This window comes from Streptomyces sp. NPDC030222, from assembly GCF_055573115.1.
Genome location: NZ_JBVICA010000002.1, coordinates 324259 through 346445, shown reverse-complemented (window position 1 = coordinate 346445; position 22187 = coordinate 324259). Strand labels below are relative to the sequence as shown.

The window sequence follows — 22187 nt, the reverse complement described above, 5'->3', positions numbered from 1 at the left end:
ACAGCGTGAGCGACATCGAGATTTCCCGGCGACGGATCCTCGGCACCATGGGCGCCGCCGGAGCGACCGGCCTGGCGTTGGGCGCGGCCGGCGGTGCCGGCGTCTACGCAGCCGCGGCCGCGCCCGAGGCCGAGGGCAGCACGCTGAGCGCCGTGGGCGCGGCCGAGGAGGCGTTCCACGGGAAGCACCAGCCCGGGATCACGACCCCCTTGCAGGCCCGGGGCCATCTGGTGGCCTTCGATCTGGCGGCGGGTGCCGGACGCAAGGAGGCCACGGCGCTGATGCGCCGCTGGTCGGACACCGCGCGGAAACTGATGGCCGGGGAAGAGGCGGCCGCGGGCGGTCATGACACGGGCATCGCCCTGGATGCCGGACCCTCCTCCCTGACCGTCACGTTCGGCTTCGGGGCGTCTTTCTTCGACCGGACCGGTCTGGCGGCGCAGCGGCCCTCCCAGCTGGACCCGCTGCCCCCGTTCTCGTCGGACCAGCTCGACGCCAAGCGGAGCAACGGCGACCTGTGGCTGCAGATCGGGGCAAACGACGGCCTGGTCGCCTTCCATGCGCTGCGCGCCCTGCAGAAAGACGCCGGTTCCACGGCACGGGTGCGCTGGCAGATGAACGGCTTCAACCGATCGCCGGGGGCGACGAGTCGGCCGATGACAGCCCGCAATCTGATGGGCCAGGTGGACGGAACACGCAATCCGAAGCCTTCGGAGCCGGATTTCGAGCAGCGGATCTTCGTGCCGGACAGCGGCAGTCCGTCGTGGATGGCGGGTGGCTCCTACGCGGTCGTACGGCGCATCCGGATGCTGCTGGACGACTGGGAGGAGCTGACGGTCGCCGAGCAGGAGCAGGTCATCGGCCGGAGGAAGGCGGACGGCGCGCCGCTCACGGGTGGCGGCGAGACGGCGGAGCTGGAGCTCGACAAGCTCGGCCGGGACGGCAAACTCGTCATCCCGGCGAACGCGCACGCCCGGATCTCGGCTCCGGAGGCGAACGGCGGTGCCGCGATGCTGCGGCGCCCGTTCTCGTACCACGACGGCATCTCGCCGGAGGGGGTGCCGGATGCGGGTCTGCTGTTCGTCTGCTGGCAGGCCGATCCGCTGAAGGGATTCGTGCCGGTGCAGCGGAAGCTCGACCGGGGCGACGCGCTGTCGCAGTTCATCCGGCACGAGGCCAGCGGGCTCTTCGCCGTCCCGGGCGGGGCGCGCGCCGGGGAGTACGTGGGCCAGCGGCTGCTGGAGGCGTAGGCACGCGGAGCCCGCGCCGGGACTCGCCCGGCTCCGGGGTGCGCGGGCGGGACGGCGGGACGTCGCCGGAATCCATGCGGGCGGGTGGCGGCCGACCGGACGACGGAACCCCCGCCGGACTCCACGCGGGCGCGCGTGCCCGCCACAGGAACGACGGGCCCGGACCCGCCGTCCGTGCCGCCGCGGGACGTACGCACCTCGCGGCGCCCCGGCACGGGACGACGTCCACCTCCGCCACGGCGCGGCACCGCGCGCCCCGTCCAACGCCCGACTCGTCCGCCCCGTCCAACGCCCGACTCGTCCGCCCCGTCCGGCACACGACTCGTCTCCCCGTCCGGCGCATTAGGGTGACCGTATGTCGGCGACTCGGTATACGTATCTCGGTCCGGAAGGCACCTTCACGGAGGTCGCGCTGCGCACGCTGCCGGAGGCTGCCACCCGGGAGCTCGTCCCGATGGTGTCGGTGCCCGCCGCGCTCGACGCGGTGCGCGGCGGTCAGGCCGCCGCCGCCCTGGTGCCGATCGAGAACTCGGTCGAGGGCGGGATCACGACGACCCTCGACGAGCTGGCGCACGGCGAGCCGCTGATGATCTACCGGGAGGTGCTGCTCTCCATCTCCTTCGCGCTGCTGGTGCGTCCGGGGACGGCCCTCGCCGACGTGAAGACGGTGACCGCGCATCCGGCGGCGCAGCCCCAGGTCCGCAACTGGCTGGCGGAGCACCTTCCGGACGCGTCGTGGGAGTCGTCGGCGTCGAACGCCGACGGGGCGCGCCTGGTGCAGGAGGGCCGGTTCGACGCGGCGTTCGCCGGTGAGTTCGCGGCCTCGATCTACGGTCTGGAGCCGCTGGTCACCGGGATCCACGACGCGCAGAACGCCCAGACCCGGTTCGTCCTGGTGGGGAGGCACGCGCGGCCGTCGGCGCCCACGGGTGCGGACAAGACGTCGGTGGTCATCTGGCTGGGCGACGACCACCCCGGCGCGCTGCTGGAACTGCTCCAGGAATTCGCGGTGCGGGGCGTCAACCTGATGCGGATCGAGTCCCGGCCCACGGGTGAGGGAATTGGCCGCTACTGCTTCTCGGTGGATGCCGAGGGGCATATCGCCGACCGCCGGGTGGGCGAGGCCCTCATGGGTCTGAGGCGCATCAGCCCGAATGTCCGTTTCCTCGGGTCGTATCCGAGGGCGGGGGTGACCGCCGACGATGTGCGTCCGCTGCGGGCGGGCACCTCGGACGGGGACTTCGTGCTGGCGGCGGAGTGGCTGGCCCGGTGCCAGGACGGCCGTGGCTGAAGCCGGAGGCGGCGGCGCGCTCCGGTGCGGCCGGGGATGTCCACAGAGTTATCCACAGGCTTGGTTCTCGACCTGGGGACAAGTCGACAACGATCTACGACAGGGTCGACAAATCGCCCCGGCGACCCCACACCCACCCACAGGGCGCCTGCCGGGCCTTGTCACCCCAATTCCTTTGATCAACTCTTTGGAGGGAGAAATTCCCACCCGAATGAGTGCGTGAGGTCTGTTTGATCAGGGAATCCCGGGCCCCGCACGCAGCCTTTCGGAATGACCTCCCCCGCGATCCACAGGGGTTCCGCACAGCCTGTGGATAACGTTCCCGGCACACACTTTCCTGTGGACAAACCTTTTCGGCCGGGCAATTCCCCGTGATCCTAATCACCCGAATTCGGGCAAACCGTCGCGCGCGTGTATATCCGTGGGGTGGGCCCACCCCACACCGGTAGCCTGGTGGGGTGATTGACCTTCGCCTGCTCCGTGAGGACCCCGACCGTGTCCGCGCCTCCCAGCGCGCCCGTGGAGAGGACGTCGGACTCGTCGACGCCCTCCTCTCCGCCGATGAGCGGCGCAGGTCGTCCGGCGTCCGCTTCGACGAGCTGCGTTCCGAGCAGAAGTCGCTCGGCAAACTGATCCCCAGGGCCACCCCTGAGGAGCGCGCCGAGCTCCTGCAGAAGGCGGAGCAGCTCAAGGCCGACGTCAAGGCCGCAGAAGCGGCGCAGAACGACGCCGACGAGGAGACCCGGCGGCTGCTTCTGCAGCTCGGCAACCTCGTCCACCCCGACGTGCCGGTCGGCGGCGAGGAGGACTTCACCGTCCTCGAGACGCACGGCACCATCCGCGACTTCACCGCCGAGGGATACGAGCCCAAGGACCACCTGGAGCTCGGCGAGGCGCTGGGCGCCATCGACGTCGAGCGCGGCGCCAAGGTGTCCGGCTCGCGCTTCTACTACCTGACGGGCATCGGTGCCCTGCTGGAGCTCGCGCTCGTCAACGCCGCGATCGCCCAGGCCACCGCGGCCGGCTTCATCCCGATGCTCACCCCGGCGCTGGTCCGCCCCCGTGCCATGGAGGGCACCGGCTTCCTCGGCCAGGCCGCCGAGAACGTGTACCACCTGGAGAAGGACGACTTCTACCTGGTGGGCACCTCCGAGGTCCCGCTCGCCGCGTACCACATGGACGAGATCATCGAGGCCGACAAGCTGCCCCTGCGGTACGCGGGCTTCTCGCCCTGCTTCCGCCGTGAGGCCGGCACGTACGGCAAGGACACCCGGGGCATCTTCCGCGTCCACCAGTTCGACAAGGTCGAGATGTTCTCGTACGTCGCGCCCGAGGACGCCGAGAACGAGCACCGACGGCTCCTGGAGTGGGAGAAGGAGTGGCTGACCGGCCTCGAACTGCCCTTCCGGGTCATCGACGTCGCCAGCGGTGACCTGGGTGCCTCCGCATCCCGCAAGTTCGACTGCGAGGCGTGGATCCCGACCCAGGGCAAGTACCGCGAGCTGACCTCCGCCTCGAACTGCGACGGCTTCCAGGCGCGCCGCCTGTCGGTCCGGATGCGGGACGGCAAGAAGGTCCAGCCGCTGGCGACGCTCAACGGCACGCTGTGCGCCGTACCGCGCACCATCGTCGCCCTCCTGGAGAACCACCAGCAGGCCGACGGCTCGGTGAAGGTGCCGGCCGTGCTGCGCCCGTACCTCGGAGGACGCGACGTCCTGGAGCCCGTGGGCAAGTGACGTTCCCGTACCGCCTGATCGCGACCGACCTCGACGGGACGCTGCTGCGTTCCGACGAGTCGGTCTCGCAGCGCACGCGCGAGGCGCTCGCCGCCGCCACCGCGGCGGGCGCCTCGCACATCGTGGTGACTGGCAGGGGGGTCCGCTGGACCCGGCACATACTCGACGCGCTGGACTACCGCGGGCTGGCCGTCTGCGGCCAAGGAGCGCAGGTCTACCACGCGGGTGAGCACCGGCTGCTGACCTCGCTCACCATGGACCGGCGGCTCGCCGCGGTGGCGCTGGCGAAGATCGAGGCCGAGATCGGCCCGCTGGCCGTCGCCGCGAGCCGGGACGGCCTCGACGGGGACGTCCTCGTCGGACCCGGCTACCGGGTGCACGAGGGCCCGCTCCCGCACACGCCGTACGAGGACCCGGCCGAGCTGTGGGCGGCGCCGCTCACCAAGCTCTACGTCCAGCACCCCGAGCTGGACGACGACGCGCTGGCGCGGGCCGCCCGGCAGGTGGTGGGCAGCCTCGTCGACATCGTGGTGGCCGGACCGGGAATAGTGGAGATCCTGCCGCTGGGGCTCAGCAAGGCGACCGGTCTCTCGCTCGCGGCCCGCCGTCTGGGTCTCAAGGCTGTGGACACCATCGCCTTCGGCGACATGCCGAACGACATACCCATGTTCGGGTGGGCGGCGCACGGCGTCGCCATGGCCAACGCACACGACGAGCTGAAGGCCGTGGCGCACGAGGTCACCGCGTCGAACGAGGACGACGGCATCGCGGTGGTCCTGGAGCGGCTGTTCCCGTGACCGGACCGTCGTGGCGTGACGATGCGGTGTCGCGGCGTGGTGGCGTGGCGTGGCGTGGCTGAGGATGCGCGGATCGAACACGCACGGGGGCCGACCCCGACGACGACTCGCTTTTCAGCAAAGCGCAGTGCAAGCCGCCGCCTTGCCACTCGGCCAGTCCTCCGGGAGGGGGCGGCCCGCGCACGAAGCGCGCTCGAAGCGGCCGCCCCCGGGCGTCGCAGACGGCTCGCGGAGAAGGTGATGAGCCCTACTCCGGTGCCGGCCCGCGACGTCCCCGCCGGGAGCTCGACGGACTCGTACTCTCTGTCATCGCCGTGCTCCTCTCCCGGTCGGTGGACTTGCTGACCCGAACTACTGTGCCCCTGGGACCGGCGGGCGGGCCACTGATTTTCCGGACACCCTGGGTGGCATGACGAAGTCACCACAGGTCCGTCTGCGCCGGATCTACGAAACGCCCGAGCCCGAGGACGGCACCCGCGTCCTGGTCGACCGCCTCTGGCCGCGCGGGCTGCGCAAGGACGCGGCGGCCGTCGACGAGTGGCCGAAGGCGGTGACGCCCTCCGACGAGCTGCGCCGCTGGTTCCACGGCTCCTCCGGTGACCCTGAGGAGTTCCGCCGGCGCTACGAGGCGGAGCTCGCCGAAGCGGACGCGGCGGCGGAGCTGGACCGGCTCCGGGTCCTCGCCCGGTCGGGGCCGCTCACCCTGCTCACCGCGGTGAAGGACCCCGACAGCAGCCACGCGGCCGTGCTCGCCCGGCTGCTGTCGTCCTCCTGAGCATCGCGCGCCCCCGCCGGCGACCGGCCGTCGCCGGTGCCGCGCCGACGGCCGTCGTCGTCACTCCTCCCCGGCGACGGTCAGCCTGCGCAGCTTCTGTCCGGCGTACCAGGTGGCGAGGACCGTGACGGCCGCGAGGAGCACGGACGCGGTCGGCAGCGCGACGTCGGAGGCGATGACGCCCTCCGCACCGATGCGTTCCGCCAGGGCGAGGGACCACTGCTGCACACTCAGTGTGCGGGCGCCCGGCACCAGATTGCCGAACAGGGTCTCCCATACCAGCGCGTACACCAGGCCGAACACCACGGCGTGCCGGCTGACCGTGCCGAGCAGCAGGAACAGCGCGCTGTACGCGATGGAGGCGACCAGGGCCGCAACGGTGTAGGCGACGGCGATCTGCTGTCCGTTGCCGTTGAGGATGAACCCGGCGATCAGCGTCGGTACCGCGGAGAACGCCATGGTGACGGCGATCGCGACGGTCAGTTTGGTCATGATGATCGTGGGCCGCTTCACCGGCTTGGCCAGCAGGTAGACGATCGAGCCGTCGTCGATCTCCGGGCCGATGGCGCCCGTTCCGGCGATCACGCCGATGAGCGGCACCATCGTGGCGAGCGCGAATCCGCCCAGGACGTCCGCGGCGACCTGGTCGTCGACGCCGCTGAACACCCTCACCGCACCGGAGATGACCAGCAGCATGGCGGGCAGCGCGAAGAGGATCGCGGCCCGGCGGCGGCCGAGGAGGGCCCGGTAGGTGAGCCGGGCGACTGTGGGGTCGTACATCGCTTCACAGCTCCAATCAGGCCGTTACGAGGTAGGAGAAGACGGATTCCAGCGACTCGTCGGAGGGCGAGACGGTGAGGAGCCGGATGCCGTGCTCGCGGGCGAGCCGGGGCAGTTCGGTGGTGAACCGGCCGAAGTCGACTGCCTGGACGCGCAGGGCGCGCTCGCTCAGGTCCACTTCGATACCCGCGGTCGACGAGTCGGCGATCAGGGCGGCGGCCAGCGCGCGGTCGTCGCTGGACCTGATGAGGTAGCGGTGCGGCCGGTCGGTCATCAGCCGGCGGATCTTCCGGAAGTCGCCGGACGCGGCGTGCCGTCCGGCCACGATCACCTCGATGTGCGAGGCGAGTTGCTCGACCTCCTCCAGGATGTGCGAGGAGAACAGCACCGTGCGGCCCTCCGCGCCCATCCGCCGCAGCAGGTCCATCAGTTGCATGCGCTGGCGGGGGTCCATGCCGTTGAACGGCTCGTCGAGCAGCAGCACCGACGGGTCGTGCACCAGAGCCGACGCCATCTTGACGCGCTGGCGCATGCCCTTGCTGTACGTGGCGATCTTCCGGTCCTGGGCGTACTCCATCTCCACCGTGGCGAGCGCCTGCTGAGCCGCCTTGGCGCCCAGGCCGTGGAGTTCGGCGTTGGCGACGACGAATTCACGGCCGGTGAGGAAGTCGTACATGGCTTCGCGCTCCGGCACGACGCCGATGTGCCGGTAGACCTGCTCGTTGCCCCAGATGGGGGTGCCGTCGAGGGTGACCGTTCCCGTGGAGGGGGCGAGGAAGCCGCCCATCATGTTGATGAGCGTGGACTTGCCCGCGCCGTTGGGACCGAGCAGTCCGGTCACGCCCGGACCGATCGACATGGTCACGTCGTTGACGGCCACCACATTGCCGAACCAGCGCGAGGTGTGGTCGATGTCGATGGTGGTCACAGCCCGGCCTTTCGGTAGCGGCGCATCAGTACGGCGTAGCAGCCGGCGATCAGCGCGAGGACGGCCAGCAGGTAGACGACCCCGGTGCCGGCCGACGGACCGTCGCTGCCGGGGAACGCGGACGGAGCGCCGAGGAACGCCGTCTGGACCCCGTCGATCAGCGTGACCGGGGAGAACAGCCCGAGCCATTCGATGACCCCGGCGTTCCCGGTCTCGTGGGCGATGGCCTGGACGGTGGACACCGCTCCGTAGGAGATGGTGAACACGGCGATGATCCCGGCGACGCCGAATCCGCGGCGCGGGGTGAGTGCGGCGATCACCAGTCCGATGCCGGCGAACAGCAGGGAGAGCAGAGCCACGGACACCAGCCCCTGTGCGAAGCCCTTGGTCTGCTCGGCGAAGTCGAACTTCGCCAGCAGCGCGCCCGCGTAGAGGATCACCAGCGGGATCCCGGTGAGCAGGAACAGCGCCGAGGCCATCGCCGCGTACTTGGCGAGGACGTAGTCGGAGCGTTCGATGGGGCGCGAGAAGTAGAGCGGGATGGTCTTGAAGCGCAGGTCGCGGGAGACCGTCTGTGGTGCCTGGGAGGCGAGGTAGAGCCCGATGACCGCCTGGAGGTACAGCGCGTAGGAGGTGTACTTCATCGGCAGCTCGGTCATGTTCGGCACCGCGACCGCGATCGTGACGATGATCGCCGCGACGAGCGTCATCACCGCGAACAGCAGTATCGGCAGCACCTTCGACTTGGCGGACCGCCCGAGTCCGTACGCGCCGCGGAGCGACTGCGAGTACAACGAGCGGCGTGCGTAGGCACGGCCGAGGCGCTGTCCGTCGTAGTTGCGGTAGCCGATGTTGTGGATCTGTGTGGTTTCGCCGGTCATCGTGACTGCACCTCCGCTGCGACGGCCGTTGCTGCTGCCTCGGGGCGGAAGACCTCCGCGATGTGGTGCCGGCGCTGTTCCATGCGGACCAGGCCGAGGCCGAGGTCGGCGACGGTGTCCCGCACGAGGTCGTACGTGTGCTCGCCGGTGGCCTCGATCAGCAGGATGTGGCCCGCTCCCGGCAGGCCCTGCTCCTCGCCCGCGTGCAGGGTGACGCCCGCTGCGGCGAGGGCGGTACGCACCGCGGCGCTGCCGTCGGGATGGGTGTCGGAGTCGGTCACCTCGATCGCGAGGGTGGCGGTGGCCTGCGTGAAGTCGCTGGTGGAGCTGGAGCGGAGCAGCCGTCCCCCGTCCACGACGACGACATGGTCGCAGGTGCGTTCCAGCTCGCCGAGAAGGTGGGAGGTGACCAGCACCGAGATGCCGAAGTCGGTGTGGATGCGGCGGATCAGGCCGAGCATCTCGTCGCGGCCGACCGGGTCGAGGCCGTTGGTCGGCTCGTCGAGCAGCACCAGCTGCGGGTCGTGGACGAGTGCCTGGGCCAGCTTCACCCGCTGCTTCATGCCCGTCGAGTAGCCGCCGATGGGGCGGTAGCGCTCCTCGTAGAGCCCGACGTGGCGCAGGGTGTCGGCGGTCCGTTCCCGGGCGGCGGTCGCCGGGAGCCCCGACATGCGCGCCATGTGCACGACGAACTCGGTGGCGGAGACGTCCGGCGGCAGGCAGTCGTGCTCCGGCATGTAGCCGACCCGCTCCCGGATGGCGCTGCCGTGGGTGGCGACGTCGAGGCCGAGCACCGTGGCCCGGCCCTCGGTGGCGGGGGAGAGACCCAGCAGGATCTTGATCAAGGTGGACTTGCCGGCTCCGTTGGCACCCACCAGGCCGGTCACACCCGGTCCGATGTCCAAGGAGAGCCGGTCAAGCGCGGTCACCCGGGGGTACCGCTTGCTCAGGCTTTCGGTCGCGATCACAGTCACGTGTCGACCGTAGTGTCGCGGACCACATCGGTCGTCAGACCTGGCGGCTGGATATGTGTCCGACTCCAGTCGTACGTGCCCTTAGGGAGGTCGGCTCCGGAGAGGACTCCGCCGGGCCGGTTTTCCACAGTCGCTGCACGGCCCTTGACGCAGCCGCCGGGCATTGTCACATTCGTTGATGTCAAGTTACGACCACGGACCGCGCATGTGCGGACACGGGACGGGACGGATGGCATGACGGCAGCGGTGGGGACGGGGCTCGGCGCGGAGCTGCGCGGGTTCCGGGAGGTGCAGCGTCTGGCGTACGACTGCGCGGAGGCCGTCGCGGCGCAGCTGAAGCCGGGCGTGACCGAGCGCGAGGCGGCACGGATGCAGCGCGACTGGCTGCGCCGGCGCGGGGTGCGGGACTGGTTCCATCTGCCCTTCGCCTGGTTCGGTGACCGTACGGCGTTCGCGGGCTTCCGCATACCGCTGCAGTTCTTCCCGACCGACCGCAGACTCGAGGCGGGGATGCCGTTCATCCTCGACATGGCTCCCGTGTACCGAGGCCACACCGCCGACATCGGCTATTCGGGCTGCCTCGGTCCGCACCCGGTGCACAGCAGGCTGCTCGCGGACCTGGAGGAGCACCGCGAGCTGATCCTGCGCGAGGTCCGCGAGCGCCGTTCGCTGCGCGAGATCTACGAGGACGTGGACCGGCTCATGGTCCGCCAGGGCTACGCCAACCGGCATCGCGCCTATCCCTTCGGAGTGATCGCGCACAAGGTCGACCGGGTCGGGGAGCGCCGCTGGGCGCCGAGCCTCTTCGGGTTCGGCACCCGGAGCGTCAGGGGGCTGGTCTCCGACGCCGTGCGCGGGCACCGCGAGGGCTGGTCACCGCTGTGGAGCCCGTACCGGTTCTCGGACCATCCGCCGCAGCCCGGTCTGTGGGCGGTCGAACCACACCTCGGATTCCGGGGTACGGGCGCGAAGTTCGAGGAGATCCTGGTCGTCACCGACTCCCGGGACCCGGAGCAGAGCGCCTTCTGGCTGGACGACGATCTGCCGCATGTGCGGCGCTGGGCCGAGGAGAGGAACCCGTGAGCGACGTGGGTCTCGAAGGGGCGCGCGAACGCCGGGTGCGCACCGGCGGAATCGAGCTGTGCGTGGCCGAGCTGGGCGATCCCGCACAGCCGACGGTGATGCTGGTGCACGGCTATCCGGACAGCAAGGAGGTGTGGTCCGAGGTCGCGGCGCGCCTCGCCGCACGCTTCCACGTGGTGCTGTACGACGTACGGGGCCACGGCCGGTCCACGGCCCCGAAGCCCCTGCGCGGCGGATTCACCCTGGAGAAGCTGACGGACGACTTCCTGGCCGTGGCGGACGCCGTGAGCCCGGACCGGCCGGTCCATCTGGTCGGGCACGACTGGGGGTCCGTCCAGGCCTGGGAGTTCGTCACGGTCCGGCGGACGGAGGGCCGGATCGCCTCCTTCACCTCGATGTCCGGTCCGTCCCTCGACCACTTCGGGCACTGGATCAGGAAGCGGCTGGTCAGGCCCACCCCGCGGCGCACGGCCCAGCTGCTCGCCCAGGGTGCCAGGTCCTGGTACGTGTACATGCTGCACACGCCGGTCCTGCCCGAGCTGGCCTGGCGCGGGCCGCTCGGCAAGCGGTGGCCGGGGATCCTGGAGCGCTTCGAGAAGGTGCCGACGGGGCATGGGACGCGTACGGCCCGCGCCCTGGGTTCCGGGGCCCACGGGTCCGGGCCCGGGTCCGGGTCCTCGGATGGGCAAGCGGCGTCGTATCCGACACCGTCGCTGCCACGGGACGCCGCGCACGGCGCTTGGCTGTACCGCGACAACGTCCGGTTCCGGCTGCGCAGGCCGCGCCCGGACGCGTACGCCCATGTGCCCGTCCAGCTGATTACGCCGACCGGTGATGCGTTCCTCTCCGAGCGGCTCTACGACGAGCTGGAGCTGTGGGCGCCTCAGCTGGTCCGCCGCACCGTGGCCGCCAGGCACTGGATACCCCGCACCCGCCCCGACCAGCTGGCCGCCTGGATCACCGGGTTCGTCACGGCGCACGACAGTCCGGCCAAGGGTGCCCCCGCGAGGAACCTGACCGCTGCCGGCCCGTACGCCGACCGGTTCGGCGGGCAGCTGGTGCTGGTGACGGGCGCGGCCGGCGGGATCGGCCGGGCCACGGCGTTCGCCTTCGCCGAGGCCGGGGCCCGGGTCGTGGCCGTCGACAAGGACGCCGAGGGCGCGGCCAGGACCGCGGACATGTGCCTGCTGATCGGCTCACCCGAGGCGTGGGGTGAGGCGGTCGACGTCTCCGACGAACAGGCCATGGAGAAGCTCGCCGAGAAGACCGCCGCGGAGTACGGCGTCGTCGACGTCCTGGTGAACAACGCCGGGATCGGGCTGTCGGGGTCGTTCCTCGACACCGGCACCGAGGACTGGAAGAAGGTCCTGGACGTCAATCTGTGGGGGGTCGTGCACGGCTGCCGGATCTTCGGCCGGCAGATGTCGGAGCGCGGGCAGGGCGGCCACATAGTCAACATCGCGTCGGCGGCCGCCTACCAGCCGTCCCGGGTCCTGCCCGCGTACAGCACGTCCAAGGCGGCGGTACTGATGCTCAGCGAGTGCCTGCGGGCCGAACTGGCCGGACAGGGCATCGGGGTGAGCGCGATATGCCCCGGGCTCGTCAACACCGGCATCACCTCGAAGGCCCGCTTCGCCGGGGTGTCGGCGGAGGAGGAGAAGCGCAGGCAGCAGAAGTCCGCCCGGCTGTACGCGCTGCGGAACTATCCGCCTGAGAAGGTCGCCGCGGCGATCCTGAGGGCAGTCGTGCGGAACCAGGCCGTCGTCCCGGTCACCCCGGAGGCCCGCGGCGCACATCTCCTGGCCCGCCTGGCCCCGGGGACACTGCGGACGTTCGCCCGGTGGGAGCCCCGGTTGTGAGCGGCCGTCCCCCGGCCGCAGGGAAAGGGCACGGGCGTTCCGTGCCCGGTCCGGCGGTCGTACCATCCCTCGCAGGAGGGCTCACCGCGCGGCAGCCGTCACCGGCGGGGCGGGCAGAGCGGCGACGCGGCGTCGTGGGCCACGGGTCGTAGGGAGAAGCAGTGCCCGGGCAGTCAGCAGCATCGGCATCCTCGTCCGCCGAGTACCGGATCGAGGACCTGGCGCACGCGAGCGGCGCCACGGTCCGGACGATCCGCGCCTACCAGGACCGCGGTCTGCTTCCGAAACCGGAGCGCCGCGGCCGGTCCAATGTGTACGGAGCGGCGCATCTGGCGCGGCTGAACCAGATCGCCGATCTCCTCGACCGGGGCTACACCCTGGCCAGCATCAAGGAGTTGCTGGAGGCGTGGGACAACGGCCGCGGTCTCGGCGGGGTGCTGGGGCTGGTCGCCGAGGTGGGTGGCCCCTGGACGGACGAGAAGACGGTCCGGCTGACCCGCGAGGAGCTGTACGGGCGTTTCGGCGGCGCGCCCGACGACGAAGCGCTCGCCGACGCACTGGAGTTGGGCGTGCTGGAGCGAGTGCCCGGCAGTGACGACGAGTTCCTGGTGCCCAGTCCGCAAGAACTCGCAGTGGCGGTGGAGTTGCACGCGGCGGGCGTTCCACTGGCCGCCATCTCCGGACATCTACGGGAACTTCGCGGGCAGGTCGAGCACATCGCCTCCCGTTTCCTGGAGTTCACCACCGAGCACGTCTTCACGCGCTACCTCGGCCACCGGCCACCGACCGACAGCGACGCGGCGGAGGCCGCGGCCATGGTGCGTCGGCTCCGTCCGCTCGCACAGCAGACCGTGGACGCCGAACTGGCCCGTGCCATGCGACATCTGGCGACCCGTCATCTTCATCAGCACTTGACCGCCGAAATTCCCCTTCCGGTCCGCACGGGTCCGGTGGCCGTACCGCTCCCGGTGGAAACGGTCACGGCTGTCGAGGAGTTGGTGGGAGTGGAACATGCCGCTGCGTTCATCAGTGCGGCAGCTGAACGGGAGTTGAATGCTCGTACAATGAACGCTCTTGCTGCGCGTCATAGTTACCCACAGGATGAAGGGTGAAACCGGGCCTTTTCCTGACAAACCCTCTGTGGATAACTGCTTTTGATTGTGAATCAAACCTAACTTGGAAGATTTTACCTGAAGTTGACCCGGTGGCTGGCGCGAGGGCCGGAATCGGATGAACCGGAGCGACGAGAACCGGACGGCCGGACACGGCCGGACAGAGAGCTTTGTCGCAGCGCACAGGACCACCACCCGCACCATCGGAAAATAGCTTCCCCATATGGGATCCCCGAAGGTCGCGCGGGCCGGAACGCGCAGAACGCGTGGCAGCAGACCCCGTGGGGGACCCCGGGCAGGCAGACACCGTGGAAAAGACACCGCGGGAAAGCAGACCCGTGGCAAATGAGGTGCCGGCCGACGCCCGTCACGGGCACGCTGGAGCCATGGACGAAAGACGCACCGTACGGGTCTCGAAATATCTGTCGAAACATCTGCGGCACCAGCCCGAGCGGATCGGCATCGCTCTCGACGCGCACGGCTGGGTGGAGATCGACACCCTCATCCGGGCGGCGGCCGACCACGGTTTCCCCTTCACCCGCGCCGAGCTGGACCATGTGGTCGCTGCCAACGACAAGCAGCGGTTCGCGGTCGACGGCGACCGCATACGCGCCAGTCAGGGCCACACCGTGACGGTCGACCTCGATCTGCCGCAGGCGGAGCCGCCCGCCTTCCTGTACCACGGGACCGTCGCACGCTCCCTGGACGGCATCCGCACGGAGGGCCTGTGCCCGATGAACCGCCACCACGTCCATCTGTCGCCCGACCGCGAGACGGCCACCCGGGTCGGAGCCCGGCGCGGCCGCCCCGTCGTGCTCGTCGTCGACGCCGCCGCCATGCACCGCGCGGGTCATGTGTTCCACGTCAGTGCCAACGGCGTCTGGCTGACCGACCTGGTGCCGCCGGAGTACCTGCGTCTTCCCGGCTGACTGGGCCGACCCGGCCGACGCTCAGCGGCCGAGCTTGTCCAGCGCCTCGGTGGCGATCCGCTCGAAGACCTTCTCGTCCGCGTCGAAGTCCGAACCGGGGATCGGCGTGTGGATCACGATCTCCGTGAATCCGAGGGCGAAGTGCTTGCCCGCGAAGTCGACGAATGCGTCGAAGGAAGCCAGTGGGCGGTCCGGGGTGAACCCGGTGAGCAGGATCTTGTCGAGCTCGTCGACGTCCCGGCCGACGCTCTCGCAGGCCGCCTCGAGCTTCTCGAACTGACCGCGGATCGCCTCCAGCGACTGGTCGGGCGTACCGGTCTCGAACAGCTTGGGGTCCCCCGTGGTCACCCACGCCTGGCCGTGGCGGGCGGCGAGCCGCAGTCCGCGCGGGCCGGTCGCCGCGACGGCGAACGGGATCCTGGGCCGCTGCACACAGCCGGGGATGTTGCGGGCCTCGACGGCGGAGTAGAAGCTGCCCTCGCTGGTGACCGCGTCCTCGGTGAGCAGCCGGTCGAGCAGCGGGACGAACTCGGCGAACCGGTCCGCGCGCTCGCGCGGAGACCACGCCTCCTGGCCGAGGGCCGTCGCGTCGAAGCCCATGCCGCCCGCGCCGATGCCGAGGGTGATCCGGCCGTCCGACACGTCGTCGAGCGTCATCAGTTCCTTCGCGAGCGTCACGGGGTGCCGGAAGTTCGGCGAGGTGACGAGGGTGCCGAGACGCATCCGCTCGGTGACGGTCGCGGCCGCGGTCAGCGTGGGTACCGCGCCGAACCAGGTGGTGTCACGGAAGGAACGCCACGACAGATGGTCGTAGGTGTAGGCGGCGTGGAAGCCGAGGTCCTCGGCCCGCTGCCAGACCTTCCGGCCCTCGCTCCATCGGTGGACAGGCAGGATCACGGTGCTCAGACGCATGGCATCGACCATACCCGCGGCGCGGAGGCGGCCGGACGCCTCGGAGGGCGCGGAGCCCGAGGAGGGCGCGGACGGTCCCGCCCGGGCCGGGCGCACGGGGCGACACGGTCGTCCATCGACGGCTCAAACGGTACTCACCTGTGCGCCCTGCGTCACACACGTGCACACGGATGCAGGAGAATGCGTCTGTGACCTCAGCTACCGACTCCGCCCCCGCCCGACCGGCCCCCGCGATCCCCCGGCTGATCGCCACCGACCTCGACGGAACGTTGCTGCGGGACGACAAGACCGTCTCGGAACGCACCATCGCGGCCCTCGCCGCAGCCGAGGAGGCGGGCATCGAGGTCTTCTTCGTCACCGGCCGACCGGCCCGCTGGATGGACGTCGTCAGCGACCATGTGCACGGTCACGGTCTCGCCATCTGCGGCAACGGCGCAGCCGTCGTCGACCTGCACGGCGGCCCCGGCACCCACCGCTTCGTCAAGGTCCGGCCGCTGGAGCGGGAGGCGGCGCTGGAGATCGTCGCGGTGCTGTGCGCCGCGGCCCCGGGCACGTCGTTCGCCGTCGAACGGACCGGTGGCATCCACCACGAACCGACCTATCCGCCGCTGCACCTCGACCCGGTGGCCAGTGTCGCCCCCATGGAACGGCTGCTCGCCACGGACTGCGACGTCGCGGCCCAGCCGGTGCTCAAACTGCTGGCCCACCACCCCGAGATGGCGCCCGACGACTTCCTCGCGCTGGCCCGCACCGTCGCGGGCGGACTGGGCTCCATCACCCGTTCCAGCCCCACCGCCCTGCTGGAGATCAGCGGCCCCGGCGTCTCCAAGGCCAGCACCCTCGCCCTGTGCTGTGCGGAACGCGGCATCTCCTCCGCGGAAGTGGTCGCGTTCGGCGACATGCCCAATGACGTCGAGATGCTCGGCTGGGCGGGCACGTCCTACGCCATGGGCAACGCCCACCCCACCGTGGTGGCCGCCGCGTCCGGACGTACGGTCGCCAACAACGACGACGGAGTCGCGGTCGTGATCGAGGAGCTCCTCCGTTCGCACCAGAGCGGGCCGGTCCTGTAGGTCCACGGTCCGACGTGCGGGCCCACGGTCCGAGTGCGGGCCCACGGTCCGACGTGCGGGTAGGAGCACGGCCCGACTGCGGGCCCACGGTCCGAGTGCGGGTCGGCTGTCCGGCATGCAGGTCGGCAGGCCGTTCGGCGGGCCGACCTCCTGTATGGGCCGCCCGATACCCCCTCCGGTGGAGCAGCCGAATCCTCTGACGGACCAGCCGGTCCCACCCGTGGAGCAGCCGAATCCTCCGACCGACCGGCCGGTCCCACCCGTCGGCTGACCAATCCCTCCGGCGGGCCGGCCAGTCACCCTCCCGTGGGCCGGACCCTCGCGCAGGCCGGACGGATCGTCCCGTCCGGCCTACAACGGCGCCTCCCAGACCACCGTCGTCCCGGCGCCGCACTCCCCGATGCCCGGCCCGTAACGGCTGGACCCGCCGAGCGCCTCGGCACGCCGCTTCAGATTGCGCAGTCCGCTGCGCCGGCCGCCCTCCGGAATCCCCACCCCGTCGTCGGCTACCGTCAGCCGCACCCCGGCCCGTGCCTCGGACAGTTCCGCCGTCGCGTCCACGACCACCTCGATGCGCGACGCCGACGCGTGCCGGAACGCGTTGGACAGCGCCTCGCGCAGCGCCGCGATGAGGTTCTTTCCGGTCAGTTCGCCGACCTGCTCGTCGATCGCGCCGACGAACCGGTGGGAGGGTTTGAAGCCGAGGGGCACGGCCGCCATGTTGATCTCGCGCAGTACCCGGGTGCGCAGCCCCGACGGGGCCTCAGCCGGTCCCTGCTGCAACGCGAAGATGGCGGTGCGGATCTCCTGGATGGTCACATACAGTTCGTCGACCGCCTTCTCGACGCCCACTCCGACTTCCGGCACATCGGACTTCCGCTGTGCGGTCTCCAGCATCATCCCGGTGGCGAACAGCCGCTGGATGACGAGGTCGTGCAGATCACGGGCGATCCGGTCGCGGTCCTCGAACACCACCAGCCGCTCACGGTCCCGTTGTGCGTCCGCCATCATCAGCGCGAGCGCCGCCTGCGAGGCGAACTGCGTCGCGAGAGTGCGCTCCGCGGCGGTGAACGGACGGGCTCCGCGCGGCCGCGGGGTGGCCAGAGCCCCCAGCACGCGGCCACCGCTGTTCAGGGGCAGGATCATGCTCGGCCCGAACTGCGACGCCAGCCGGGTGATGATCCGCGGGTCGGTCGCGGAGTCCTCCACGAACACCGCCTCTCCCTCCAGGATCTTGGCGACGACCGGGCTCTCGGGCGGGATCACCATGCCCAGCGCGGTGCGCGGCTGGTCGGCGGCGACCGCCACGATCTCCAGACCGCCGTCCTCCGCGGGCAGCAGCACGATCCCCGCGGCCGAGCCGGCGAGGTGCCGGGCCTGTTCCGCGACGACCTCCAGGGCGTCGTCGGCGTCCCCGCCCGACAGCAGCGCGGTCGTGACGGCCACCGATCCGTCGATCCACCGTTCCCGCTGCCGCGCCGCCTCGTAGAGCCGCGCATTACCGATGGCGATTCCCGCCTCCGCTGCCAGCACCCGGACCATGTGCAGGTCGTACTCGGTGAACTCGGCGCCGCCGCGCTTCTCGCTCAGGTACAGATTGCCGAAGATCTCTCCCTGGACCCGGATGGGGACCCCCAGGAAGTGCGGCAGGCGGCGCGGACCGTCCGGGGAGCCGGTGGCGGAATCGGCGGTCAGCTCGTCCAGCCGGGCCGGATCCGGATCGTCGACGAGGGCGCCCAGCAGCCCCTTCAGCCGGTCCGGGTATCGCCCGATGGCCGCAGCCCGGTCCTCCGGGACCCCGTGCGTCACGAAGTCCGAGAGGCCCCGCTGCTCCTCGTCGATCACCGCGATCGCCGCGTAGCGGGCGTCCGCCAGCTGGGCGGCGGTCTCGCAGATGCGGTCGAGCGTCGAGTGCAGCTCCAGGCCCGTGCCGACCGAACGCATCGCCTCCAGCAGCTGCGGAACGCGAGCCGTGAGCTCCGTGGACAGGCCCAGCAGGCTCCGCGTCGCCTGTGCGGAGAATCCGAGGGGGTCCGGGTCCGACATGAACCCGAGCGTAGTAAGTCCCATATGACAGGGAAAGTCGGCTATTACGGGAAGGCCGTATCACGGGGAACGTCGGCTGGGGGTGCCGCGAGGCGAGCCAGGCAGGGCCCCGCCCGGGAAGCCGGGCCGGTCGCCGGTCCGGGCCGGTCGCCTCCGGCTCTTCTCAGAGAACGGTGACGGGTTCCGCGCCGAGGGCCGGTGCCGGCACGGCATCGGACCGCCGTTCCCGCTCCAGCATCCGGCGCAGCGGCCCGTCGGCCACCGCCAGCTCCTCGTAGGTGCCACGCTGCACGACGCTCCCCCGGTCCAGCACCAGCACCTCGTCGACGGCGTCCAGCCCCTGCAGCCGGTGGGTGATCAGCACGGTCGTACGGCCCTCGGTCGCGGACAGGAGGTCGGCGGTGAGCGCGTCGGCCGTAGCCCGGTCCAGATGCTCGGCCGGCTCGTCGAGCACGAGCACCGGGAAGTCGGCCAGCAAGGCGCGCGCCAGCGCAAGCCGCTGCCGCTGACCGCCGGACATCCGGGCCCCGTGTTCGCCGACCGGTGTGTCCAGGCCCTCGGGGAGTGAAGCGGCCCACTCGCTCAGCCGCGCCGCGGAGAGCGCCGCCCACAGTTCCTCGTCCGTGGCGCCGGGACGCGCCAGCCGGAGGTTCTCCCGCACGGTGCTGTCGAAGAGGTGCGCGTCCTGCGCGCACAGGCCGACCCACCGGCGCACGGCGTCGCCGTGCAGTGCCCGGGCGTCGGTGCCGCCCAGCGTGTACGTACCGCCCTCCGTGTCCAGGAACCTCAGCAGCACCTGTGCGACCGTGGTCTTGCCCGAGCCCGAGGGCCCGACGACGGCGACCCGCCGTCCCGCGGTGAGCGTCAGGTCGAAACCGGTCAGTGCCGTCCGATCCGCGCCCACGTACCGGGCGGCCGCACCCCGCAGTTCCAGCGGGAACGGCGACCCGGGCCGCCGGGCCGGAACAGCCGGTTCCCGCACCGGCACGGGTGCGTCCAGCACCTCGTACACGCGCTCGGCGCTGCGCCGGACCCGCTGCCGGAACTGCACGGCCGCCGGCAGTCCGGCCACGGCCTCGAACGCGGCCAGAGGGGTCAGCACCACCACGGCGAGCGTCACGCCGCCGAGCCGGCCCTGCTGCACGGCCTGCGCTCCAACGAGCGCCGACGCCAGCACGGTCAGCCCGCAGACCAGCGCGGACAGTCCGGCACCCAGGGCCGTCGCGGCGGCGGCGCGCGAGGCGATTCCGGTCAGCTCGGCGTCCGCCCTGCGCGCGAGGTCCGTACGGGCACGCAGTGCTCCCGCGACGGTCAGTTCGGCATTGCCCACGAGCAGATCGCCCACCCGGGTGGCCAGCACCCCGCGGGCGGGCGCCAGCCGCCGCTCGGCACGCCGGGCGCACGCACCGCTCAGCAGCGGCACGGCCACCCCGGCCGTGAGCAGCCCGAGAGCCAGCACGGCTCCCGCCTCCGGCAGCAGCCAGGCGGTGAACCCGGACGCCACCGTGCCGACGGCCAGCGAGGCGCCCACGGGCAGGAGCCAGCGCAGCCAGTAGTCCTGCAACGCGTCCACGTCCGACACCAGCCGGGACAGCAGATCGGCCCGCCGGGTGCGGCCCAGGCCCGCGGGTGCGATCCGCTCCAGCCGCCGGTACACCCCGACCCGCAGGTCCGCGAGCATCCGCAGCACCGCGTCGTGGGACACGAGGCGCTCCGCGTAGCGGAACACCGCGCGGCCGATGCCGAACGTGCGGGTCGCGGTGACCGCGACCATCAGATAGAGCACGGGGGGCTGCTCGGAGGCCCGGGAGATGAGCCAGCCGGAGGTGGCCATCAGTCCGACGGCCGATCCGAGTGCGAGGCTCCCCAGCAGCAGCGCGAACACGAGCCGCCCGCGGAGCGCCCCCGCTTCCTCCCGGACGCGCGCGAACACGCCCCGGACGCCGCCCGGTCGCCGGCGGCCGGCCTCCGGCTGTGCGTCGGTCTCGTCGGCCGCTGTGCCCAGGGGGGCCGGGGTGGCCGGGGTGGCCGGGTTCGGCGGGGTGACGTCACCGGACACGGAGGAACCGCTGTCGGGGGCCCATGTGTGGTCCGTATCCCGCCCTGAAGACGACGGCCCGTCCAGGGTGACCACGCGGTCGGCGACCGCGAGGAGCGCGGGACGGTGGACGACCAGCAGGACGGTCCGGCCCGCGGCCAGCCTGCCGACCGCCTCGACGATCCCGGCCTCGGTCTCACCGTCCAGGCCCGCCGTGGGTTCGTCGAGCAGCAGCACCGCGCGGTCGGCGAGGAACGCGCGGGCGAGGGCGAGGCGCTGTCGCTGTCCGGCCGAGAGTCCCGAGCCGTCCTCGCCGAGCAGGGTGTGCATCCCGTCCGGCAGCGCTGCCACGAACTCCTCCGCCCCGGCGTCCCGCAGTGCCGCCAGCACGGCGTCCTCGTCCGCGTCGGGCCGTGCGAGCCGGACGTTCTCGGCGATCGTCCCGGCGAAGAGGTACGGCCGCTGCGGCACCCAGGCGATCCGCTCGCGCCACCGCTCCACCCCTTCCGGGGACAGCGTGGCGAGGTCGGTGTCCCCGGCCAGGGCCCGGCCCTCGTCGGGGGCGGTGAAACCGAGGAGGACACCGAGCAGGGTCGACTTCCCGGCCCCGCTCGGCCCGGTCAGGGCGACCGTCTCACCCGGCTCCACGACCAGTGACGCCGCGTCCAAGGAGGGCCGTGCCCGCCCGGGATGACGAACGGTCACGTCCTCGATCCGCAGACCCACCGGCCCCTCGGGTACCTCCGCCGCGCCCCGGGCGGGCATCGGGGTCTCCAGCACGGCGAAGATCTCCTCCGCCGCGGCCAGGCCCTCGGCGGCCGCGTGGTACTGCGCGCCGACCTGCCGCAGCGGCAGATACGCCTCGGGGGCGAGCACCAGGATGACGAGTCCGGTGTACAGGTCGAGATCGCCGTGGACGAGCCGCATGCCGATGCCCACAGCGACGAGTGCCACCGACAGCGTCGAGAGCAGTTCGAGGGCGAACGACGACAGGAACGCGATGCGCAGGGTCCGCATGGTGGCCCTGCGGTACTGGCCGGTGATCGTCCGGATCGACTCGGCCTGGGCCTTCGCCCGGCCGAACACCTTGAGCGTGGGCAGTCCCGCGACGACGTCGAGAAAATGGCCGGACAGCCGGGACAGCAGCTGCCACTGCCGGTCCATGCGCGACTGGGTTGCCCATCCGATCAGCATCATGAAGAGCGGGATCAGCGGCAGCGTCCCCGCGATGACCGCCGCGGAGATCCAGTCCTCGGTCACGATCCGGGCCAGGACCGCCACCGGCACCACGACCGCGAGACCGAGCTGCGGGAGGTAGCGCGAGAAGTAGTCGTCGAGGGCGTCCACTCCCCGGGTGGCGAGCGCGACGAGCGAACCGGTGCGCTGCCCTACGAGCCATCCCGGTCCGAGACCGGCCGCCCGCTCCAGCAGTCGCCCCCTGAGCTCGGACTTCACCGCCGCGCTCGCCCGGTGTGCGGCGAGTTCGGTCAGCCAGGACACGATGCCCCGGCCCAGCGCGACCGCTCCGAGCGCCAGCAGGGGCGTACGCAGCCCGGCCGCGTCGAGGCCGTGCTGGAACGCCCCCACCACCACCTCGGCGACGAGCATCGCCTGGGCGACGACCAGCCCCGCACCGGCGAGGCCGAGGACCACCGTCGCCAGCAGGAAGCGACGGGTGGACCGGGCGTACCGGAGCAGACGCGGATCGATCGGTTTCACGTGA

Annotated in this window: 17 protein-coding genes and 1 tRNA gene; 10 read left to right on the top strand and 8 right to left on the bottom strand. The window is 71.4% G+C overall.

The features are described from left to right. Positions 1-5: 5 nt before the first annotated feature. The 4 genes from efeB (at position 6) to ACZ4Z5_RS04135 (ending at position 5074) form a co-directional block, all read left to right on the top strand. On the top strand, positions 6-1250 hold the full coding sequence (efeB, locus tag ACZ4Z5_RS04150; protein WP_468256331.1) for an iron uptake transporter deferrochelatase/peroxidase subunit: 1245 nt from the start codon (positions 6-8) through the stop codon (positions 1248-1250). A 355-nt stretch (positions 1251-1605) separates the two neighbouring features. Further along, positions 1606-2541: a prephenate dehydratase gene (pheA, locus tag ACZ4Z5_RS04145; RefSeq protein ID WP_468256329.1), complete on the top strand. Its 936-nt coding sequence runs from the start codon at positions 1606-1608 to the stop codon at positions 2539-2541. A 458-nt stretch (positions 2542-2999) separates the two neighbouring features. Then, positions 3000-4277 (top strand): serine--tRNA ligase, encoded by a 1278-nt coding sequence (gene serS / locus ACZ4Z5_RS04140; RefSeq protein WP_468256326.1) that lies wholly within the window; start codon positions 3000-3002, stop codon positions 4275-4277. Next, on the top strand, positions 4274-5074 hold the full coding sequence (locus ACZ4Z5_RS04135; RefSeq protein ID WP_468256322.1) for an HAD family hydrolase: 801 nt from the start codon (positions 4274-4276) through the stop codon (positions 5072-5074). Before serS ends, ACZ4Z5_RS04135 begins: the two co-directional genes overlap by 4 nt. Before the next feature lie 55 nt (positions 5075-5129). On the opposite strand, the gene ACZ4Z5_RS04130 is transcribed toward ACZ4Z5_RS04135, so the two are convergent. Then, positions 5130-5238: transfer RNA gene (locus ACZ4Z5_RS04130), tRNA-OTHER, on the bottom strand. Positions 5239-5483: 245 nt separating this feature from the next. On the opposite strand from ACZ4Z5_RS04130, the gene ACZ4Z5_RS04125 reads away from it, so the two are divergent. Next, positions 5484-5849: a DUF488 domain-containing protein gene (locus ACZ4Z5_RS04125; RefSeq protein ID WP_468256319.1), complete on the top strand. Its 366-nt coding sequence runs from the start codon at positions 5484-5486 to the stop codon at positions 5847-5849. 60 nt (positions 5850-5909) lie between these two features. Here the strand turns inward: ACZ4Z5_RS04125 and ACZ4Z5_RS04120 are convergent, their stop codons facing one another. Genes ACZ4Z5_RS04120 through ACZ4Z5_RS04105 form a run of 4 tightly spaced genes read right to left on the bottom strand, consistent with a single transcriptional unit; the run spans position 5910 to position 9406 of the window. Continuing rightward, complete coding sequence (locus ACZ4Z5_RS04120; protein WP_468256317.1) at positions 5910-6629, bottom strand: ABC transporter permease; 720 nt, start codon at positions 6627-6629, stop codon at positions 5910-5912. Positions 6630-6645: 16 nt separating this feature from the next. Next, positions 6646-7557 (bottom strand): ABC transporter ATP-binding protein, encoded by a 912-nt coding sequence (locus ACZ4Z5_RS04115; RefSeq protein ID WP_468256315.1) that lies wholly within the window; start codon positions 7555-7557, stop codon positions 6646-6648. Beyond that, a complete protein-coding gene (locus ACZ4Z5_RS04110; RefSeq protein WP_468256313.1) occupies positions 7554-8438 on the bottom strand; it encodes an ABC transporter permease in 885 nt (294 codons plus the stop codon). The genes ACZ4Z5_RS04115 and ACZ4Z5_RS04110 overlap by 4 nt, the downstream gene beginning before the upstream one ends. After that, positions 8435-9406, bottom strand: a complete 972-nt coding sequence (locus ACZ4Z5_RS04105) for an ABC transporter ATP-binding protein (RefSeq protein WP_468256626.1) — start codon at positions 9404-9406, stop codon at positions 8435-8437. Before ACZ4Z5_RS04105 ends, ACZ4Z5_RS04110 begins: the two co-directional genes overlap by 4 nt. A gap of 240 nt (positions 9407-9646) precedes the next feature. On the opposite strand from ACZ4Z5_RS04105, the gene ACZ4Z5_RS04100 reads away from it, so the two are divergent. The 4 genes from ACZ4Z5_RS04100 (at position 9647) to ACZ4Z5_RS04085 (ending at position 14395) form a co-directional block, all read left to right on the top strand. Further along, complete coding sequence (locus tag ACZ4Z5_RS04100; RefSeq protein ID WP_468256310.1) at positions 9647-10495, top strand: M24 family metallopeptidase; 849 nt, start codon at positions 9647-9649, stop codon at positions 10493-10495. Positions 10496-10500: 5 nt separating this feature from the next. Continuing rightward, positions 10501-12354 (top strand): SDR family oxidoreductase, encoded by a 1854-nt coding sequence (locus tag ACZ4Z5_RS04095; RefSeq protein ID WP_468256623.1) that lies wholly within the window; start codon positions 10501-10503, stop codon positions 12352-12354. Positions 12355-12515: 161 nt separating this feature from the next. After that, positions 12516-13466, top strand: coding sequence for a MerR family transcriptional regulator (locus tag ACZ4Z5_RS04090; protein WP_468256308.1), 951 nt, complete (start codon positions 12516-12518; stop codon positions 13464-13466). A gap of 386 nt (positions 13467-13852) precedes the next feature. Next, positions 13853-14395, top strand: coding sequence for an RNA 2'-phosphotransferase (locus tag ACZ4Z5_RS04085; protein ID WP_468256305.1), 543 nt, complete (start codon positions 13853-13855; stop codon positions 14393-14395). Positions 14396-14416: 21 nt separating this feature from the next. On the opposite strand, the gene ACZ4Z5_RS04080 is transcribed toward ACZ4Z5_RS04085, so the two are convergent. Further along, complete coding sequence (locus ACZ4Z5_RS04080) at positions 14417-15307, bottom strand: LLM class flavin-dependent oxidoreductase (RefSeq protein WP_468256301.1); 891 nt, start codon at positions 15305-15307, stop codon at positions 14417-14419. Between the two features lie 170 nt (positions 15308-15477). Here ACZ4Z5_RS04080 and ACZ4Z5_RS04075 point away from each other — a divergent pair, with 170 nt between their 5' ends. Continuing rightward, positions 15478-16380, top strand: a complete 903-nt coding sequence (locus tag ACZ4Z5_RS04075) for an HAD-IIB family hydrolase (protein ID WP_468256299.1) — start codon at positions 15478-15480, stop codon at positions 16378-16380. A 351-nt stretch (positions 16381-16731) separates the two neighbouring features. Here ACZ4Z5_RS04075 and ACZ4Z5_RS04070 read toward each other — a convergent pair whose 3' ends face one another. Together ACZ4Z5_RS04070 and cydD are read right to left on the bottom strand one after the other, a co-directional pair. Beyond that, positions 16732-18426, bottom strand: a complete 1695-nt coding sequence (locus tag ACZ4Z5_RS04070) for a GAF domain-containing sensor histidine kinase (protein WP_468256296.1) — start codon at positions 18424-18426, stop codon at positions 16732-16734. Between the two features lie 163 nt (positions 18427-18589). Further along, entirely contained in the window at positions 18590-22183 is a 3594-nt protein-coding gene (gene cydD, locus ACZ4Z5_RS04065) for a thiol reductant ABC exporter subunit CydD (protein ID WP_468256293.1), read from the bottom strand. Positions 22184-22187: the final 4 nt, after the last annotated feature.

What these genes read in the sequence shown, in the direction of transcription:
- ACZ4Z5_RS04100 (WP_468256310.1), top strand. Translation starts at nt 9,647, where the DNA reads ATGACGGCAGCGGTGGGGACGGGGCTCGGCGCGGAGCTGCGCGGGTTC.
- ACZ4Z5_RS04070 (WP_468256296.1), bottom strand. Translation starts at nt 18,426, where the DNA reads ATGTCGGACCCGGACCCCCTCGGATTCTCCGCACAGGCGACGCGGAGC.
- ACZ4Z5_RS04120 (WP_468256317.1), bottom strand. Translation starts at nt 6,629, where the DNA reads ATGTACGACCCCACAGTCGCCCGGCTCACCTACCGGGCCCTCCTCGGC.
- ACZ4Z5_RS04125 (WP_468256319.1), top strand. Translation starts at nt 5,484, where the DNA reads ATGACGAAGTCACCACAGGTCCGTCTGCGCCGGATCTACGAAACGCCC.
- pheA (WP_468256329.1), top strand. Translation starts at nt 1,606, where the DNA reads ATGTCGGCGACTCGGTATACGTATCTCGGTCCGGAAGGCACCTTCACG.
- ACZ4Z5_RS04080 (WP_468256301.1), bottom strand. Translation starts at nt 15,307, where the DNA reads ATGCGTCTGAGCACCGTGATCCTGCCTGTCCACCGATGGAGCGAGGGC.
- ACZ4Z5_RS04085 (WP_468256305.1), top strand. Translation starts at nt 13,853, where the DNA reads ATGGACGAAAGACGCACCGTACGGGTCTCGAAATATCTGTCGAAACAT.
- ACZ4Z5_RS04075 (WP_468256299.1), top strand. Translation starts at nt 15,478, where the DNA reads ATGCAGGAGAATGCGTCTGTGACCTCAGCTACCGACTCCGCCCCCGCC.
- ACZ4Z5_RS04110 (WP_468256313.1), bottom strand. Translation starts at nt 8,438, where the DNA reads ATGACCGGCGAAACCACACAGATCCACAACATCGGCTACCGCAACTAC.